The sequence below is a fragment of the Candidatus Flexifilum breve genome (assembly GCF_016713355.1).
Genome location: NZ_JADJPI010000037.1, coordinates 982,761 through 1,000,766, shown reverse-complemented (window position 1 = coordinate 1,000,766; position 18,006 = coordinate 982,761). Strand labels below are relative to the sequence as shown.

Below are 18,006 nucleotides of genomic sequence, written 5' to 3'. Positions count from 1 at the left end.
CGGCGCGCATCACTGTATTCCCACCGCCCGATGTCGTAATCGAGATGAGAGAACGAATTCCAACGCGCTTTCTCGCCGGGAACAAAGACCGTCGGGAAAAGGCCCTTTCTTTGAGGCGCAGCCAGCGCGAATTTTCTGGCCAGACTGGCTTTTTCGACTAAATGCGGCGTGTTCCACTTGGTACCGTAATAATGGTAGGCGAACGCAGAGCGAATATTCGAGTCCCAGACTGTATTGCGCAAAAACATCCCATGCCAGCCTTTGAACCAGCCATGATACAGCGGGGAAATTGACACGCTCCCCTTTCGTAGTGACCACCCGGAGAGCCGCGCCGCACGTTTCACCGTTAAGCGTGAGTTTCTGCCAGATAGTATCTTCATGGCGGTTCGCCCATCCAAACATATAGCGGATGTAATCCTCAAAGGGGATCACCTGTGGCCATTGAGACTCCATATACGGCCGAGCAAAGGTCTCCCAGAGGAAGTTAAGCGCAGTTCGGCGTCCCGTCATCGGCTCAGCTTGCGCACTTAGGTACAGATAATACCCGAACCGGAGACAGGTGTTTTCGAGAAGGTACGACCGGCTGGTCGAGCTGCGGAAACCTCCGTCGGAAGGGATCGGAACCCCCTCGCCGAGCATATGGCTAAAATAAACATGGCGATCAGGAACCCAGTCTTTAAAGCCATAAGCAAAAGTGGGCGTTGGAAGGAGGCGGCCATGGACTTCAAAATCTACGGCGGTTCGGAAGACGCGGTTTCGGCTGAGGATCTCTACGTCCGGAACCATAATGGCAAGGTCGTTCTCCTTCTGGAGAATGACCGCAGGTGAGCGAAAGCTGTGATCCCCGATGACATGCTCGTCGAGCGGTCGCTGATGCGGTACCCAGATAATATCAAGATCGTTAGCGGGTACCGTTGCACCACCCGGCAAATAGATCAACGGCGCACTCAGGTATTCCACCAGAGATTTTTCGTGAATATCATCTTCGATGAGGCAGTGAAAGTGATTCTTTCCAGCTTCGAGGGTGATGTAGAGAGCAATATGGTGTTGTTCGATCTGAGCGGTTAGTTTAAGCGTTATCTTGGTGGGATGTTCGCGCGCTACTTGAACATCGGTAAACTGCGCAGCCTGTTCTCCATCTCGTTCACGGCCAATTACCAGATCGCGAAACATGCTTGCGTCGTCGATCCGCTCAGTGCTTCTTTCAGCCGCGCAGATCAGTCGCCATCCTTCCGCTGTACGCGCGCAATACTCCTGCGTATACGCACCATTTACGCGCAGCAGTCTCAACTTTACGATGCCATTATGCAGCACAAATCCAGCATCTATCGGCTCAAAAACAAGCTTATTTTCCATAATAATACCCGATTCAGTTTAATAAATGTGCGATATCGCCATGTGTAGTTTGACATAATTCCAAACTACTTGACGCAAAATTTATGGAATGGTATTGTTGAAAAATCAATAATTTGAACTTAACGTGACCTGTGTGATTTGTCAAGAATCACACTTGCAATACTTTATCAATGAGTATTGAGGCAAGGAGGTAAATCGCGCTTTTCTCGTTGTTGGAGATTTTGACTAGTCTCTTAAATGCATTTGAGGAAATACTATGAATAAACATAAGTTCATTGTTCTCGTTGTGCTTGCCATCCTCACCCTCAGTTTTACCAGCTTTAGCTATGCCCAGGAAACAACTTACAACGAAGCTCCGATTCTCGCGGAACGGGTTGCGGCTGGCGAGCTCCCGCCCGTTGCGGAGCGTCTGCCGGTCAATCCCGATGTTGTAACGCCGATTGATCAGGTCGGGACGTACGGCGGCACACTCCAGCTGCTGGCCGATGTTCCAACGTCGTGGGGCGATGCGTCTAATATTATCCGCGCATTCTTGATTGAACGGGATCATGCTACCGGTGATCAACTCCTTCCCGGTCTGGCAGAGAGTTGGGCCTTGTCGGACGATGGTATGGAATTCAGTCTGACACTGCGTGAAGGTCTGAAATGGTCAGATGGTGCACCGTTCACCACCGATGATCTGGTGTTCATGTGGGAAGATATCTACATGAATGCGGAAGTCACGCCCGGCGGACCGCCGCCCTTCTTTCAACCCGGCGGTGAGCCAATGCAGGTCGAAAAAGTCGACGACCTCACGATCATCTACCGTTTTAGCGTCCCCTATTACGTAGCCCCCTATTACTTTACGCACTGGGGGGACTGGTACGGGAGCCAGCAATGCTGCTTCCAAGCCAAGCACGTGCTGTCTAGGTACCACATCGCCTACAATCCGGATGCAGATGCGCTGGCTCAGGAAGCTGGCTTTGAACACTCGTATGAACTCCTGCAAACCAAGCTGGTGTCGAACGGCGCATGATCCAGAAGTGCCCGGCATGGGACCATGGGTTCCGGCAGAGGTAACCACCGACGGCATTCGACTGGAGCGGAATCCCTACTACTACCGTGTGGACTCCGAAGGTAACCAGCTTCCCTATATCGATACGGTGCGGGCAACCTACCGCGCCAGCAATGAAGAGCGCGTACTGTCGATCATTGCCGGTGACGTGGATTTCCGCGTAAGCGCGTTGTCACCAGCGGACTATCCCGTGCTTCAAGAGAACGAAGCGGTCGGCAACTACACCGCCTATCTGCTGAACCCGGAAATGCCGGCAGCCATCGACATTCACATCAATCTCACCTACACGCCGCACGACGCTGAAGATCCCGTTCTGGCTGATCTGTTCCGGGAGGCGAGCTTCCGTCAGGCATTGTCACTGGCACTCAACCGTGACGAGATCAACGAACTGGTCTTCTTGGGCACAGCCGAACCTGTACAACTCACTGTGAACCGGGATTCGAGCGTTTACAGAGAAGAATGGGCGCAGGCTTACGCTCAGTATGATCCCGACGCCGCCAATGCGCTGTTGGACGAACTCGGGCTAGTGCGCGGGGCGGACGGAATCCGCACTCGTCCAGATGGTTCACCGCTGGAACTGGTCTTCCAGGTCCCGCAGCAGCTTGCACCCAACGTTCAAGCCAGTGAACTGATTGCCCGCTACTGGCAGGATGTCGGACTTGATATCAATCTGCAAATTCAGGATATCGGGCTCGTCGTCAACCAGCTCGTCGACGCCTCGTACCAGATCACCTCGTTCCTTTACGAATTGGGTGGCGACCTCAATCTGGCCATGAACGGCAGCGACGTGTGGAACAACTTCGCCAGCGTGCGCCGCTGGCAAGAGTGGAATAACTCCGGTGGTACGGCAGGTGTCGAGCCACCTGAAGAGTGGAAGCAGATGTTTGAATTGCAGAACCATCGAGCCAATGTGCCCATGGAACAGGTGCTCGAAGAAGCCACCACGCTGCTCGAATATCAGGCTGAAAACATCGTGACCATTGGCGTCGTTGGCTATGCTCTCGCACCTGCCATCATCAAAAATGGTCTGATGAATACCGATCCGTCCTTCGGCGACATCTGGATTTGGGATCGAATCGGTGGGCATCGCGCCTACCAATGGTTCTGGCAGGAGTCGTAGACTCGAGGCTGCGGTACTGGGGTGTGTTAAGCACACCTCAGTACCCTGCATAATTCACCATGTTGTCTTATATTGCCCGCAGACTGTTGTACATGGCGATCACGCTGGTACTCCTGTCATTTACCACATTCGCCATAATCCAGCTTCCCAAAGGGGATTATCTGGACACGGTTATCGCCAGCCTGGCTCTGAATAATAATCAACTCACGACCGCGGAAATTGAAGGACTGCGAGAACGTTATGGATTAGATCAGACGTTCATTGAACAGTATGTGAAATGGATCCGTAATTTCATACAAGGTGATCTTGGCATGTCGTTTCAGTGGCGGCAGCCGGTACTCCCGCTTATCCTCGAACGTCTCCCAGCCACCATTATCATTTCGCTTGCGACTCTGGCGGTAACCTATACCGTCGGGATACTGATTGGCATTTACTCAGCGACCCATCAATATTCGGTCGGGGATTATGTCGTCAGCGTCATCGGGTTCATTGGACTCGCGACGCCCAACTTTTTGCTGGCATTGATTCTTCTCTATCTGGGTTTTACGGTATTCAACGTCAACCTGCTCGGGCTATTCTCGCGGGAGTACGTCGACGCGCCTTGGGGCATTCCGAAACTCCTTGATCTGCTCGCCCACCTGCCCATCCCGATCTTCGTCATTGGCAGTGCAGGAGCGGCGGGATTAATCCGCGTTATGCGCGCCATGCTGCTCGACGAACTGCGCAAACAGTATGTAATCACCGCTCGTTCGAAGGGACTCAGCGAAAGCCGGCTCATCTTCAAATACCCGGTACGTGTCGCGCTAAACCCGGTCATTAGTGGCTTGGGCGGCGTATTCGTCTACATTGTTTCTGGCGAAACTATTACAAGCATCGTTCTTGGTCTGCCGACGACGGGTTCGCTGCTCTATGGAGCGCTGCTGAACCAAGATATGTTCCTCGCTGGCAGCATTGTGATGGTACTGAGTGCGCTCACAGTGATGGGCACGTTGGCCTCCGACATGCTGCTCGTCATTGCCGATCCGCGCATCCGTTACGAGGGAAAGACTTGACATGGAAACGACCCCGCAATTGAGCAAGGCGGCTGAACGGTATTATGCCGCTAACCAATGGCAACTCATGTGGCGTAAGCTCAAACGGCATCGACTAGCAGTTGTGTCGGCTTGCTTTCTGGGTATGTTTTACTTTGTCGCCTTCTTTGCCGAGTTTTTTACCACCCAAGATATCCAAGCCTACAGCTCCGCCCACGCCTTTGCGCCACCGCAAAGGATTCACTTTATCGACGCACAGGGCGTGTTTCACCTGCGTCCGTTTGTATATGATCTAATTACCGAGCGTGACCCGGAAACGCTCCGAAAAACCTTTGTAGAAGATACAGAGACCCCGCACCCAATCTATTTTTTCACGCACGGCGAGCCTTATATGCTCTTGGGAATCATCCCCACTGATTTGCATCTTTTTGGCACTCAAGAAGGTCCGTTTTATATCTTTGGCGCTGACCGACTCGGGCGTGACTTATTTTCGCGCATTGTGATGGCATCGCGCATCAGCCTGACCATCGGCCTCGTCGGTGTCAGCATGAGCTTTGTGCTCGGCACCATCATTGGCGGCATTTCTGGCTATTTCGGGGTGCCATCGACACACTTATACAGAGAGTCATTGAGTTTCTCTCTGCCCTGCCCACGATCCCGCTGTGGATGGCGTTGAGCGCGGCTGTACCACTCACATGGGACCCGCTTGCTGTCTATTTCGCCGTCACGGTTGTCCTTTCGATTATCGGGTGGACAGGACTCGCGCGCATCGTGCGGGGGAAGATCATCAGTCTGCGTGAAGAAGACTATGTGGTGGCTGCCCGCATCTCGAATGCACAGGAGTCGAGGATTCTTATGCGCCATCTCATCCCCAATTTTGCCAGCTACCTGATTGTCTCCGTCACACTAGCGATTCCGGGGATGATCCTTGGCGAGACGGCCCTCAGTTTCCTCGGGCTGGGCTTACGGCCGCCAGTCGTGAGTTGGGGGGTGCTCTTGCAGGACGCGATGAACTCGCAATCGCTGGCACTCTACCCCTGGCTGCTCATTCCCGGGCTCTTTGTCATTTCTTTGTCCTGTGCTTTAACCTGTTTGGCGACGGGCTCCGTGATGCCGCTGACCCGTACAAACAATGAGTATGCATCCAGCGATCGACTTGCTGCTCAAATGAGCAGCAGTTGATTACTTGGCCAGAATCCAAGTCTCCATATCAAGGTTGCGGTTGCATTGCCTTCGAGATCAGGAGTTCCAAAGGTTTTTCCTTCCAGCCTTCGCGTTCTGCACGAAGTTCCGTGAGCAAGAGGGTCCGCGAAGTCCCATCCTCAAACAGGGGACACGCTTCAAAGTAGGTAATGAGCTTGTCCATCTGACTCAGAAGCTGAGGCTTATCGGGCGCTTTAGTTGGACGCATCCATGTATTCGGCGCTTGATGATGTTCCAGAATATACTCAGCCGCGCGAAAATGATTGGTAACCAACCTGCTGGTTAGCCGTTCCGCAAACTGCGTAGTGAATTTGATGATCAGGGCAGCGCCCACGACAAATAAAGCCAACAGCAGTAGTATCGGCAGCATGATTTCACTCTGCCCCCTTGAGCGCCAGTTCATCAGCGAAGTGACAGGCTACGAAATGCCCGGGCGTTACTTCTTGCCAAGCCGGTGCTTCTCGGCGGCACAGGTCTCGCGCATATTTACACCGAGGATGAAAATAACATCCGGACGGCGGGCTAGCGGGATCTGCGATTTCGCCTGTCAAGATGATCCGATCCGATTTCTTTTGCGAATCGGTTTTCGGCACCGCTGATAACAAAGCCTCGGTGTAGGGATGCTTCGGCGCTAGAAACAGGTCTTCTGTTTCGGCCAACTCCACCAGCTTTCCCACGTACATCACGCCGACCCGGTCCGAAATGTGTTCGACGACGGACAAATCATGGGCGATGAACAGGTAGGTCAGATGAAATTGTTCCTGAAGATCCTGAAGCAGATTAAGGATTTGAGCCTGAATGGAAACGTCAAGGGCAGAGACAGCCTCGTCACACACAATAAGACGCGGATTAGGTGCCAGAGAGCGGGCAATCCCAATGCGCTGGCGCTGACCGCCGGAGAAGGCATGAGGATAACGTTTCATGTGCTGGATATTGAGTCCAACGACGCGCATTAGTTCCCGGACTTTTTCATTGAGTTCCTCACCTTCTGCAAGTCCGTTATTTTGCAGCGGTTCGGCAATGATGTCGCGCACGGTCATACGGGGATTAAGTGACGCATACGGATCTTGAAAAATCATATGGATATGTCGGCGGACACCACGTAGTTCGTTCTCACTGAGTTTTGCCAGATCAACGATGTGTTCATCAGGCAGCTTAAGCAAGATTTCACCGGCATCGGAATGCAGCGCGCGCACGATACACCGCCCCAGCGTGGTCTTGCCGCAGCCCGACTCCCCAACGAGCCCCAGCGTTTCACCTTCACGAATGTAGAAGCTCACATCATCGACTGCTTTGACATGCCCTACCAGTCTTCGGAGAAAACCTTTTTCGATTGGGAAATACTTTTTTAGACTTTTGACTTCCAGTAATTTTGTTCGAGTATTCAAATCGATTAATTCAGACATGAACCGCCTCCTGCTCCTGAGAATGCAAAAAGCAGCGGACGTAGTGGTCATTTCCCATATCGACCAAGGACGGGACTGCCAAGTTGCAGCGACCAGCAATTGCCTCGTTACACCGTGAATAAAAGCCACATTCGAAGGGGGGATCGAGCGGAAAAGGTACATTACCCTTGATCGCATCGAGGCGGGTATGCGCTTTGCGCCCCACCTGCGGGATTGATTTCAACAAGCGATTGGTATAGGGATGCAGGGGATTCTTGAACAAGTCTACAGTTTTGGCACGTTCAACAACTCGACCGAGGTACATTACGTTTACTTCATCCGCAACTTCGGCAATTACGCCCAAGTTATGCGTAATGTACACAATCGCCATGCCGAATTGCTCCTGTAACTCCCGCATCAATTCCAGTATCTGAGCTTGAACCGTTACATCAAGGGCAGTCGTCGGTTCATCAGCAATCAGCAGACGGGGATGGCAGGAGAGCGCCATCGCTATCATCGCTCTCTGGCGCATGCCCCCGGAAAGCTGGTGGGGGTACTCGCGAAAACGCTGTGAGGGGTTGGAGATGCCGACCTGATCAATCATGTCGAGCACGATCTCCTTCGCCTCGCGTTTGTTCGTGGTCGTGTGAAGCAAAACGACTTCCATAATTTGCTCGCCGACGGTGTGGACAGGGGAGAAACTAGTCATCGGCTCCTGGAAGACCATCGAAATTTCCTTGCCGCGTATTGACCGGATATCTGCCCCATTGGCATCCAGCTTTGTCAGATCAATTGGCGGTTGCCCTTTACGATAGAGGCCTGATCTGGCCGCCTCCGATCCTGCCCGAGGCGGAACACCGCAGAATTGATTGAGCAGTTACGCTTTTTCCACAACCACTCTCGCCGATGATGCCAACTGTCGTCTTTTCACGGATCGTGAGGTCAACACCGTCAACCGCTTTAAGTAATCCCTCGTCAAGCTGGAAGTAGGTTTGCAGACCATTGACCTCAAGTACACGGTTGTCTTCCACCATGTGTTTTGTTCTCCAGATATTTGGCTGTGTATCCTCTTGATCTACCTCGCGACAAATCCCGGACAAATTATTGATGTGTCGAGTCGTGGTACTATCACTTAATAGTATCTTTACAACGAGTACGTATCTGAATTTATCCTAAGCGAGACTCGGTGTCAAACATTCTTACTGCAGGGAGCGAAAGATCACTGATGAACTGTAGTGCGGTGGTTTTTCTGGAAGGAACTAGACCTAAGAGCATGACTCGTCCTTGGTAGTGGAAATCTCCTAGTAGCAGAAAAATGTAGTTCGTGGGAGAAATCTGGTTATGTCACAGCGACAGTGATCATGGAACCCGGATAGGATCAGCATGATTCGCACTAGTGGAAACAGTAGATTGGAGTACGTCCAACCTCCGAAAACCGTTCACACCGTTCACGGATCCTGAGGGAAGAAGTGAAGGGTGTGAAGGGTATGAACGGTTTCTTCGCTTCCTTATATAGCACTACACTGGTAGAACATCGTAACGCCGCATCATGTCGAGAACTTCTTCTGGCTGGATCGCATAGGTGATCCCATCGTTCGCTCGTTTGCGTCGCCCCTCATCTGCCAAGTGCAGTCGCTTGATGATATGGCCGATCCACTGACCATCCCCCATCCGATCCGACGTTTGACCAAGCAACCGGGCGACCCGTTCGCGCAAGTCATTGGCTTTAATCCACGTCAATTGGGTACGTCCGCGGGTCAAAAGTTCGAGCGCTTGCAGTACCGCTTCTTCGCGATCACTGAGTGCCTTGCCTTCGCTTCAGTGCCAGCGTGTAGAGTTGATGCCGCAGCCCGGCTCCGTCGAAGTTGGGCGGAAAGGACGGCATTTTCTTGTCTGTCCGGCGCATCGGGATCGCAATGCAGCGTGAAGCGAGAATGTCCTCCAACCCAGCAATGGCCGCCAGAATTTCGGGCGAGTACACGTCGAACGCTTGTGGTTTCATCTCCTCACCAATGAGGCGAATCGCCGGCATGCCCTGCTTGTAGCCGCTGTTGAGCAGCTGGCGGATCTGCTGCATGCCGGGGTCTTTCGGATTGTGATACCGCTCCGCTTCATCAATCCCAACCGTACAGCTCGTATAGTGGATCAGCCGGAACATCGAAGGGCCGGTTGGATCGGAGGTCGTCACCATGTTGAAGGCGAGCGGCTGGAGCACGCGCATCACGGTGGACTTACCGCTGTTCTTGGGTCCGTTCAACGCGAGATAGGGATAGGCGGGAAACATCGTGTAGAAGTACGTCCCAATCGTCCAGAGGGTCAGAATCGCACTTTCGACCGGGGAACGGAAATCGACGTAGCGAGTGAAAAGATCATGCACATCGCGAAAGACCTGACCGGCATCAACGGTCTCCCCGTTGAGAAACTTTTGGATATCGCTAAACCGCCAACGCATCAGGAACTCTGAGCCTTCTGGCATGACGCGCAGCGCGACCTCGTGCCCATCCAGCTTGATGATCTGCGCATCGCTCAGCCTCACCAGTTCACGGGAGGATGTCACCAGATACGGCTGCGTGTTGAGTTTCTTGTCCTTCGTACGCTCGACCACCGAGATGGTCACAATGGCGACATCCCGCTGAAAGCCGAGTGCAGGTGAGAGCAGCGGAATATCGTCGCCGAGAATCTGCGGCATCTCGTCATCTTCCTCATCATCCTGCTGCTTGCGTGCGGCCCGCAACAGATCGTTGAAGGCGCGACCTTTCACGCCCTGTTTCGCCAGAGCAGCGCGGAACTCGCTCAACTCCATTTCATCCAGATCAACGGCATGGATGAATAACGTCCGGATCGCATCTTTCTTTTCCAGACCATCGAGCAAAGCGACCCGCTCGATCTCGGTTTGCAGCCACGTCTTGGCTTTGTTGAGCACCGCCTGCACCTCCTCTTGATTGCCACCCTGGATCAACCAGTCGTTGGTGTCCTTTACACCAGTGGGCAGTCGCGGAATCAGCGCGATCTTGCCTAGCTGCTGCGCCAGCTCCTGATTCTTCTGATTAGCATCCGGCGTGTTATCGAGCGCGACGAAGACGCGGCGATGTTTGCGTAGTGCAGTCAACAGATCGTCTGAGACGTGCATCCCCGCCACCGCCAGCGCCGGATAACCCCACTCGCTAAACGTGATGGCATCCGCTTGCCCTTCGACTAACACGAGCTGGTCCATGTCTAGCGTGTATAGGTGATTGCCATACGGACGGCGCTCGCCGATCAGCTCCCGCGGCGGGTTGTAGTGCTGTTTCCCGCTGATGGACCGTCCGCTCAGATACCCCAAACGCCCCCGTTCCAGATGGACGTAGACCAGCATCCCAGCAGGAAACTTGGCGATCACACTGCGCCACTTGTCGGGCAGGTTCAGGTCAGCGAGCAGCCTCCGTTTGTCCGACGGCATGAAGCCGAGCCGCGCATTCCGCACGGTCGCGACCTGCCAACTGCGCGTCTTCGTCACATAGTCGAGGGCGGTCGGTGTGTTCAGCAGCGTCTCGTGCAACCGTTGCACGAGCTGCCGTTCCGCCCAACTCGCTGACTGACGAAAGTCGCCACTCTCCTCGATGCGGATTCCAGCCCGCTGGGCCAGATGGCGCACTGTTTCCATAAACATGGCCGCGTCGCGGTTATTCCAGTGGTTGTCATAGCCCAAGTGATGGCGTCCCACGAAATCGAACACGTCCCCATGCTCGCTGCGCGAGTTCCAAAAGTACAAACCAGTCTGCGGGGTGACCACGAGGCTGTCGTGTTCCACGCCGACCAACCGGGTTCCCTGACGCTTGAGCGCGAACTTCTCACCAATCAGTTGTTCGATGGGATTAGCGGAGCGAATCTGTTCCAGATCAATACTCATGGTTCTCTGTCTCCAGGCAAAGTTGAAGTGAACTCGTGTCAAAAAACACAGTTGAAAAGGGCTCTTCAGTTGCACAGGGGGACAGGCTGTGATACAGTGTGAGTGTCTAGGTCACACGTATATCACAGTCTGTCGCCCACGCGCCGTCTCGCAGTGGGCTTTTTCTTTTCTAGGGCGGTGCGCGACTCATAAAATTCATCAGCAATCTCCGAAAATGTTTGCACGTGCAAACATTTCATTCAGCCTCGAAGTAGTGTTCTGCTTCAATTAGAAGACGTTTGAGTGCTTGTAACCGTGCTTTTGCAATCCCGGGATCGCCTTCCTGACGGATCAGAGCACGTGCCAAATCTTGAGGTGTGGTTGCACTGATCGTCTGTGTGATTTTCGCCATCTTGACGGCGGACGGGGGCAATTTCTCTAGCGGGTCGACTTCATCGTCTGAAGTCATATCGCCCTCGCACAGCTCTTTCACCTGTTTGCTGCTCAGATTGAAGTCGATGATCCTGACGAACAATCTCCCGTGGTATTCCGGCGCAACCGGCACAACATGCCGAAGTTTGCCTTCCTCAACGCTGTGACGATCTGCCAGTTCGAGTGCTTCATCCGACAGACGCAACAAGGATTTGATTAAGCTAAACTGCGCCTTGTTGATCCCTCCCATCGCACTCAAAATCGCGTCGGTGAACTCGCGTTTACTCTTCAGATCGAGAGTGGTGCCTGACGATAGAAGTCATTCCCCACCGCGTAGGCCGGGATTTCGTATCCATGCACGGTCAGGAGCAGGAGCGCCGCTTGTCGTGCCAGTGCCACTGCCGTCAAACCTGAACGTGCTGTGTTCTCTTTCGCCTGCCGGAAGACGGATGACTGCCGTTCGGGAATGATGATGCAGGGAATCATGCCATCGCCGGTGTAGTTGGAGATAAAGTCGCGGAGTAACCATGTTGCCCAGTAGCGGCGTTCGCCCGTCTCGATGCGAAACAGACGCGTAACTCCCTGCGAGACATCAACGACTGTAAGCGGGTTGACCTGACCATCATCGCGGATGGTCACGGCCAGATTGACCAAATCGTGCAGCAGTTGTTCTTCGGGCGACAGATTAACCGCGGTTTCCTCTTCGTGTTCATCGTCAGCTTTTGGCAGCAGTTCGAGCACGCTGTTGAACGGTCGGCCCCGCTGCCTTGCCGCGATCTGCACGATCTGCACCAACTCGCGCAGCGCCTGCGTCGGCGTGACATGGTTGTTGTGGAAACGCAGATGGATGGGTTCTGGCAGAACACGACGCGGTTGCACCGGATCCGGTCGTACCATCTCCAGCAGTAGGCGCTCGACACGGATGCTGTTGTCCTGCAATGTCGCCTGACCATCCCCCATCAAGTCGGTGGTTACCGAGGCCAGCAGCTCATCGATCCGGTTAGTATTCCCCTTCGCCATCACGCACCCACCTTGGTCATGTACCGCACCAGAGAACCGACGACCTGAATGTAAGCTTTGCTCGCTGAGGAACGAGGATTGTAGGTGAAGAGACTCTGGTGGTTATGATGAGCGTACGAGACCGCTTCGTTCACCGGGATCACGCCGAGCACTAGCTTGCCGAGCACGGGATGCGCGTTGATCTCCGATAGCAAGTGATTGTGACCGCGCACACGAGTATCCATTTTCGTGACGAGCAGACCGTTCACCCGCAAGGTGGGATGCCGCCACCCGTCGCGGATGTCGTTGATCTTCTGAATGACGCTGGTCAGACCGACCGTTTCCAGATAGCGCGGTTCGACCGGCACAATCGCGTCCGTCGCCGCCAGCAACCCCATTTCCGTCAGCAGTGAAAAGGATGGGCGGGTGTCGATGACGACCGCGGCATACTGTCCAGCAATCTTGCTCAACGGATCGGCAAGGCGGTACGGCGCGCCGGCCACACCCATTAGCTCCCGCTCTGCACCTTCGAGCATCGGCGAGGCGGGGAGGACATGCAGGTCCTCATCCCACTGACTTTGGACGATGCAGTTCATGAGCGTCTGCGGTGCACTTTGGCGATCCGCCATCAGGACGGTGTACAGGCTGTCGTCCGCGCCGTAGTCTTTGCGACCGGTCGTAACCAGCGATGCATGCCCCTGTGAATCGGTATCAATCAGCAGCACGCGGCAGTTGCCCGCGTTGGCGCGCTTCAGCACCTGCGTGATGCCGAGTGCGATGTTGGTGGCAGACGTGCTTTTGCCGACGCCACCCTTGTGATTGGTGAATACGAAACTGCGAGTCATTCCCTGTCCTCTCTACACCCTGCAAATCGTCAAATTCGCTGTGGCGAGCAAAGACCTCGCGGAGCTGTGGTACAGTGGTGTCCGGAAGTCTTGCTGGCACGGGCAGCGAGCTTCAAGGTGACTGGGGGAGGAGGCTTCCCTCTCCCACTCACCGCTCAAGCCGAGTTACTCTAGGGTTGAGAGGCGCACGAGTTGTGCGTGGTATGGAGACTCGATACGTTGGAGGAAAATCGACCGATTTAGGCCGCTAGAAGGTTCGGATAAGTTCCTGTCTTTCCCGCACGATTGGAGCTGATTCGAACATGCTCCAGAAGAACCGACGGTAGTGATACCGTCGGTTTTCTTTTCCGCTTTTCCCCGCTTGCTTTGCTTCTTGACCGTCCGTATTTCTTGGGTCAGATCGCGCAGATAAGCAAACGGTGTTCTCAATTCCAGTGATACATTTCCGGCATCATTCACAACGACCCGACTTACGACTTGGCGCAAGAGTTCTTTCTGATCCTTACGCTCCAAGCCATTATACAGCGTTCCAATCCGAGCGATAATTTGCAGCGCCATTTCCAAGTTGTCAATGTGCACCTGCTGACTAACCGTTAGGGTTTCAAGGGTGCGCCGCACCTGATTGCGCCGGTCTTGCCACTCGGCCCACAACGTATCCCAAATCTCTTCACTGATCTTGCCCGCTGCATAGAGACGCGCAGTCCGGTTCTCCTCTTCGTCCGTCGCTTTCAAGACCGCTTCGAGGCGGGCACGTTCATCAGGGCGTGCGCCACCGATCTTCGTATTCAAATCAGAAGTGTATGCAGCCCGAATCAATGGTAACAAATCGGGATCAACCTGAATACGCTGCAACTCTTTGCTGACACGCTTGTCGATTTCGGAACACAGAAAACTCACGCCACCGGCTGCTGCGACTCGATGCGAACGCCAGTGAACCTGAAGGGCTGAAATCCGCCGCAGCCACTGCGACGGCGGGAAACTGGTTATCATGAGTGAGTTTCCTTGCTTACCGCCCAGCCATCTCCTAACCCATTGACAATCCTATGTGACTTGAAGTAACATTTGATTGAAACCGTGTTACGTCAAGTCACATGGAGATTCAATGAAACCATCCAAAACCGAACTTAGTCGGCAAACGGGCAAACATCAACTCGAAGAACAACGCGAACGGATTCTGGCGGCTGCCGAACAGCTCTTTCTCCAGCAGGGGATCGACAAGGTACGGATGATCGACATTGCTGCGGAAGCGGGCATCACGAAGATGACCCTCTATCGCTACTTTCCGGATATCGATGCGATTGCGTTTGAAATTCATGGACGGATGACGGAGCGGGTCACTTCTACAATTATTGTCAATGTGATTGAGCCAACTCTATCTTTGGAGTCTGCCCGAGCTCTGACCCGGAAAATGATTCAGAACTTCGATAAGCTCCGTGATGCGTATCGCTACATCGGTATGTTTGACAGCCTCTATCTCGATAACTTCACCGATAACAGTCGGTTACCGCAGACACGAGACAAACTTAGACGCGTCCTGCCCGGCGAGTACTATGGGATCGATGAGCGCATCAACGATCATCCAGAGGGTGCCCGCTTCAATGTGATTGTCAGTGTCGTCACATGGTTCTTGCAGAAGACTGCCATGCGCGGTGAACTGACCTGGCACAGCGAGATCGTCCCACTGTCCACCTATCTACAGGTCTTCGAAGACATGATCATGGTGTATGTGGAGCACTGTCTCAAGGAGACGGTCGACCCGAAACCCACTGATCAGCAGTACCTAGAATTCCCGGTTCGCTCTGAGAAAAAAGATTAAGGCTAACCCTCATGGATCACTCGCTTTCCCTGCAAATTGCCGCCGACCAACCGCTGCACCCCGTCAGTCCGATGCTGTTTGGCATCTTTTTGGAAGACATCAACTTCTCGTGTGATGGCGGTCTGAACGCTAACCTGGTCAACAATGCCAGCTTCGACGGGGTTTACCTGAGCAAGAAGGGGTACAACTCGCTGATCTCGTTCCTCCTCAAACCCGATCCGCAGCCAGTCGTCGATCGACTCCGCTATTGGACGCTCAGCGGCGGACAATTGGCAAGTCGTCATGATGATCCAGTGGCCGAGAACAGTTGGTATGCGCGTATTCAGCTCGAGGGACAAGCTCGCCTCGAAAACCTAGGCTTTAACGGCGGCAAACGGCACGCTCAGGCGTGCGCAATGTCCATTCAAGCGGGGCAAGACTATGCCTTCGCCGCCTATGCACGCAGCCGCGGCTATTCGGGCAGCATCACCGTCAGCGTAACCGATGCTTCAGGCACGGCGTTGACAACCCTGGGCCAGTTTGCACCCACCGATAATTGGCAGCACTTCAATCTGACGATTTCTGGGAAACAAACCCGCTATGGCAAGCTCGTATTGAGCTTCGACGGGCATGGAGCGGTCGATCTCGACGGCCTCAGTCTCATGACCACGGATACATGGGGCAAGGACAATCCCAAATGGAGTCAAGGCAAGCTGCGCCGCGATCTGGTTGAAGCGCTTCGTGACTTGAAGCCACGCTTTCTGCGCTTCCCCGGCGGCTGTATTGTCGAGGGCAATGGTCCGGGGAATGAATATAACTGGAAAGATACAGTTGGCCCCCTCATCAACCGCAAAGGTAAGTACAACCTGTGGGGTGCTGGCGTGCCGGATGGCGGCTACTATCAGTCGTATCACGTGGGATTCTACGAGTACTTCCTGCTCTGCGAAGATCTAGGCATGGAACCGCTGCCCACGATTTTCGCCGGTCTTAACTGCCAGTACCGCAGCCACCATCATCTGGAAACCAGCAGCCCCGAATTTCAGGAGCAGGTCGTGCAAAGCGCGCTGGATCTCATCGAGTATGCCAATGGCGATCCGAGCAGTAATCCCTGGGCCGCATTGCGCGCGGCAGCCGGACATCCCGAACCGTTTGGGCTGAAATACATCGGCATCGGCAATGAAAATCATGGCGAAGACTATCTGGAAAAGTTCGACGTGGTGAAACGGGCAATTGATGCCCGCTACCCGGGAATCACTTGTGTGCTCTCAGGCGGCGCTTTCCCACAGGGGAAAGGGATCGAGGCTTCCTGGGCGAAAGCCTATGCAGACTATCCCGACGTGCGTGTCGATGAACACTGTTACAATCGCCCCGCGTGGTTCATTCAGGGTTATCACCGATATGACAACTATCCTCGGGACGGCGCCAAAGTCTATATGGGGGAGTATGCCGCGAATATGCCGTGTACGTCGTCGAAACCTTTGGGACACAAGCGGTATTTTGCTAAGAGACACTATTCCCCAATTCTATCCCATCATTTCAAGCAGACGCGTGAGACAGCAGGTGCTGTGCCCGTCGTAGTGCCAGTGTCCGCTGCTTGACCATGGCACGAGCGTCCAAGATCTGGGCTGCCCGTCCGAAAAACACGTCCGCCGGGGTGAGATTCCCCAACGCCTCATGATAGCGCTGTCGGTTGTAGTGCTCGACAAAGGTGGCAATCGACTGCTCGAGCTGCCAGGGGAAATAGTGATGCTCCAGACAGATCACGTTTTTAATCGAGCGATGATAACGCTCGATTTTGCCTTGGGTTTGCGGATGGTAAGGCGCGCCGTGGATGTGCTGGATCTGATACGGGACTAAATACTCCGCCAGATCCGCTGAGATGTAGGCGGAACCGTTGTCGCTGAGCAGACGGGGACGATGCTTAACGGCTACCTGCGTAACCCCGGTGGCGGCCAGAGCTAGGTCGAGCGTGTCCTGCACGTCGGTGTGGCTCATGCCAGTGGTCAGCTTCCAGGCGATGATGTAGCGGGAAAAGTCATCCAGCACGGTCGAGAGGTAGTAATAACCCCAGCCAACCACCTTGAACTGACTGAAATCCGTTTGCCACAGCTCGTTGACCCGCTTCGTGGGCTGCTGGAATTGGTCCGCTGCTTTGACCAAGACAAAGGCCGGGCTGGTGATGAGGTCAAAGGCTTTGAGAATACGATAGACACTCGACTCGGAGATGAAGTAGCCTTGGGTGTCGATGATATGCCAAGCCAGCTCTCGTGGCGACAACGCGGGCTGCTCCAGCGCGATTTGCACCACCTGCTCACGCACGGCTTCCGGGATGCGGTTCCAGAACTGACGCGGTTGGCTCGCATGATCCGCTAGTCCGTCCATCCCGTCGCACTGGTAGTGGGCATACCAGCGGTAAAAGGTGCTGCGCGGCAGTCCAATTTCGGCCAGCGTCTGTTTCACCGGCAGCGCCGACTCCTCGACCAGGCGGATGATCTCATACTTCTCGCTGGCTGAAGTTCGGGTTAGTCGTCCCATGCGCTCGTCTCCCTGTCCGTCGCGCTTTTTTCAGCACTCGGTTCTTCAGCAGCAGTTCCGCCACCACCTGCTTGAGCTGCTCGTTCTCATGGCGCAACCCCGCCACTTCACTACTGGTCGCTTCGCGTTTGGTGTCGCCCGTCAGTCGCGCTTTGCCGGCTTCCAGAAATTCCTTGCTCCATTTGTAGTACATATTCGGGTTAATCCCTTCGCGACGGCACAACTCGGCGATGCTCTCCTCGCCGCGCAGCCCCTCCAGCACGATGCGGATCTTCTCCTCTGCGCTGTACTTCTTGCGCGTCTGGCGACGAATATCCCGCACCACTTGCTCGGCAGATACCTTCTCTTCTTTTGCCATCTGACTTGCCTCCATTCACTGATCT

General features: G+C 54.3%; 17 protein-coding genes and 1 pseudogene. 6 read left to right on the top strand and 12 right to left on the bottom strand.

The window, feature by feature from the left end; genetic code table 11:
* Positions 1-9: 9 nt before the first annotated feature.
* Positions 10-1,356 carry a hypothetical protein gene (locus IPK17_RS35320; protein WP_343422414.1) on the bottom strand — a complete coding sequence of 449 codons (1,347 nt, stop codon included), beginning with the start codon at positions 1,354-1,356 and terminating at the stop codon, positions 10-12.
* 256 nt (positions 1,357-1,612) lie between these two features.
* On the opposite strand from IPK17_RS35320, the gene IPK17_RS35315 reads away from it, so the two are divergent.
* The 4 genes and pseudogenes from IPK17_RS35315 (at position 1,613) to IPK17_RS35300 (ending at position 5,697) form a co-directional block, all read left to right on the top strand.
* Positions 1,613-2,371, top strand: coding sequence for an ABC transporter substrate-binding protein (locus tag IPK17_RS35315; protein ID WP_343422413.1), 759 nt, complete (start codon positions 1,613-1,615; stop codon positions 2,369-2,371).
* Positions 2,289-3,530: an ABC transporter substrate-binding protein gene (locus IPK17_RS35310; protein ID WP_343422412.1), complete on the top strand. Its 1,242-nt coding sequence runs from the start codon at positions 2,289-2,291 to the stop codon at positions 3,528-3,530. The genes IPK17_RS35315 and IPK17_RS35310 overlap by 83 nt, the downstream gene beginning before the upstream one ends.
* Before the next feature lie 59 nt (positions 3,531-3,589).
* Positions 3,590-4,582, top strand: a complete 993-nt coding sequence (locus tag IPK17_RS35305; RefSeq protein WP_343422411.1) for an ABC transporter permease — start codon at positions 3,590-3,592, stop codon at positions 4,580-4,582.
* A gap of 1 nt (position 4,583) precedes the next feature.
* A pseudogene (locus IPK17_RS35300) lies at positions 4,584-5,697 on the top strand (ABC transporter permease).
* A 74-nt stretch (positions 5,698-5,771) separates the two neighbouring features.
* Here the strand turns inward: IPK17_RS35300 and IPK17_RS35295 are convergent.
* The 10 genes from IPK17_RS35295 to IPK17_RS35250 all read right to left on the bottom strand — a co-directional run bounded on the left by IPK17_RS35295 (position 5,772) and on the right by IPK17_RS35250 (position 14,283).
* The gene (locus IPK17_RS35295) at positions 5,772-6,134 is read right to left on the bottom strand and encodes a hypothetical protein (RefSeq protein ID WP_343422410.1); all 363 of its coding nucleotides are present in this window, start codon (positions 6,132-6,134) and stop codon (positions 5,772-5,774) included.
* A 4-nt stretch (positions 6,135-6,138) separates the two neighbouring features.
* Positions 6,139-7,170 (bottom strand): ABC transporter ATP-binding protein, encoded by a 1,032-nt coding sequence (locus IPK17_RS35290; RefSeq protein WP_343422409.1) that lies wholly within the window; start codon positions 7,168-7,170, stop codon positions 6,139-6,141.
* Positions 7,163-7,897, bottom strand: a complete 735-nt coding sequence (locus tag IPK17_RS35285) for an ABC transporter ATP-binding protein (RefSeq protein ID WP_343422602.1) — start codon at positions 7,895-7,897, stop codon at positions 7,163-7,165. The genes IPK17_RS35290 and IPK17_RS35285 overlap by 8 nt, the downstream gene beginning before the upstream one ends.
* Positions 7,898-7,955: 58 nt before the next feature.
* On the bottom strand, positions 7,956-8,183 hold the full coding sequence (locus tag IPK17_RS35280) for an ATP-binding cassette domain-containing protein (protein ID WP_343422408.1): 228 nt from the start codon (positions 8,181-8,183) through the stop codon (positions 7,956-7,958).
* 484 nt (positions 8,184-8,667) lie between these two features.
* Positions 8,668-8,889 carry a hypothetical protein gene (locus tag IPK17_RS35275; RefSeq protein ID WP_343422407.1) on the bottom strand — a complete coding sequence of 74 codons (222 nt, stop codon included), beginning with the start codon at positions 8,887-8,889 and terminating at the stop codon, positions 8,668-8,670.
* Positions 8,890-8,944: 55 nt separating this feature from the next.
* The gene (locus tag IPK17_RS35270) at positions 8,945-11,038 is read right to left on the bottom strand and encodes a toprim domain-containing protein (protein ID WP_343422406.1); all 2,094 of its coding nucleotides are present in this window, start codon (positions 11,036-11,038) and stop codon (positions 8,945-8,947) included.
* Positions 11,039-11,273: 235 nt separating this feature from the next.
* Complete coding sequence (locus tag IPK17_RS35265; protein ID WP_343422405.1) at positions 11,274-11,699, bottom strand: hypothetical protein; 426 nt, start codon at positions 11,697-11,699, stop codon at positions 11,274-11,276.
* A 38-nt stretch (positions 11,700-11,737) separates the two neighbouring features.
* On the bottom strand, positions 11,738-12,469 hold the full coding sequence (locus IPK17_RS35260; protein WP_343422404.1) for a hypothetical protein: 732 nt from the start codon (positions 12,467-12,469) through the stop codon (positions 11,738-11,740).
* Positions 12,469-13,293, bottom strand: a complete 825-nt coding sequence (locus tag IPK17_RS35255; RefSeq protein WP_343422403.1) for a ParA family protein — start codon at positions 13,291-13,293, stop codon at positions 12,469-12,471. Before IPK17_RS35255 ends, IPK17_RS35260 begins: the two co-directional genes overlap by 1 nt.
* Before the next feature lie 165 nt (positions 13,294-13,458).
* Positions 13,459-14,283, bottom strand: coding sequence for a hypothetical protein (locus IPK17_RS35250; RefSeq protein WP_343422402.1), 825 nt, complete (start codon positions 14,281-14,283; stop codon positions 13,459-13,461).
* Between the two features lie 112 nt (positions 14,284-14,395).
* Between IPK17_RS35250 and IPK17_RS35245 the strand changes: the two genes are divergently transcribed.
* Together IPK17_RS35245 and IPK17_RS35240 are read left to right on the top strand one after the other, a co-directional pair.
* Entirely contained in the window at positions 14,396-15,109 is a 714-nt protein-coding gene (locus IPK17_RS35245; RefSeq protein ID WP_343422401.1) for a TetR/AcrR family transcriptional regulator, read from the top strand.
* An 11-nt stretch (positions 15,110-15,120) separates the two neighbouring features.
* Positions 15,121-16,686: an alpha-L-arabinofuranosidase family protein gene (locus IPK17_RS35240; protein WP_343422400.1), complete on the top strand. Its 1,566-nt coding sequence runs from the start codon at positions 15,121-15,123 to the stop codon at positions 16,684-16,686.
* Here the strand turns inward: IPK17_RS35240 and IPK17_RS35235 are convergent.
* Positions 16,625-17,996 (bottom strand): IS3 family transposase gene (locus IPK17_RS35235; protein ID WP_502749753.1). Its coding sequence is split into 2 segments (ribosomal slippage): positions 16,625-17,653 and positions 17,655-17,996, totalling 1,371 coding nucleotides; the frame shifts between segments, so codons are not numbered across the junction. The two genes, IPK17_RS35240 and IPK17_RS35235, sit on opposite strands and share 62 nt — an antisense overlap.
* Positions 17,997-18,006: the final 10 nt, after the last annotated feature.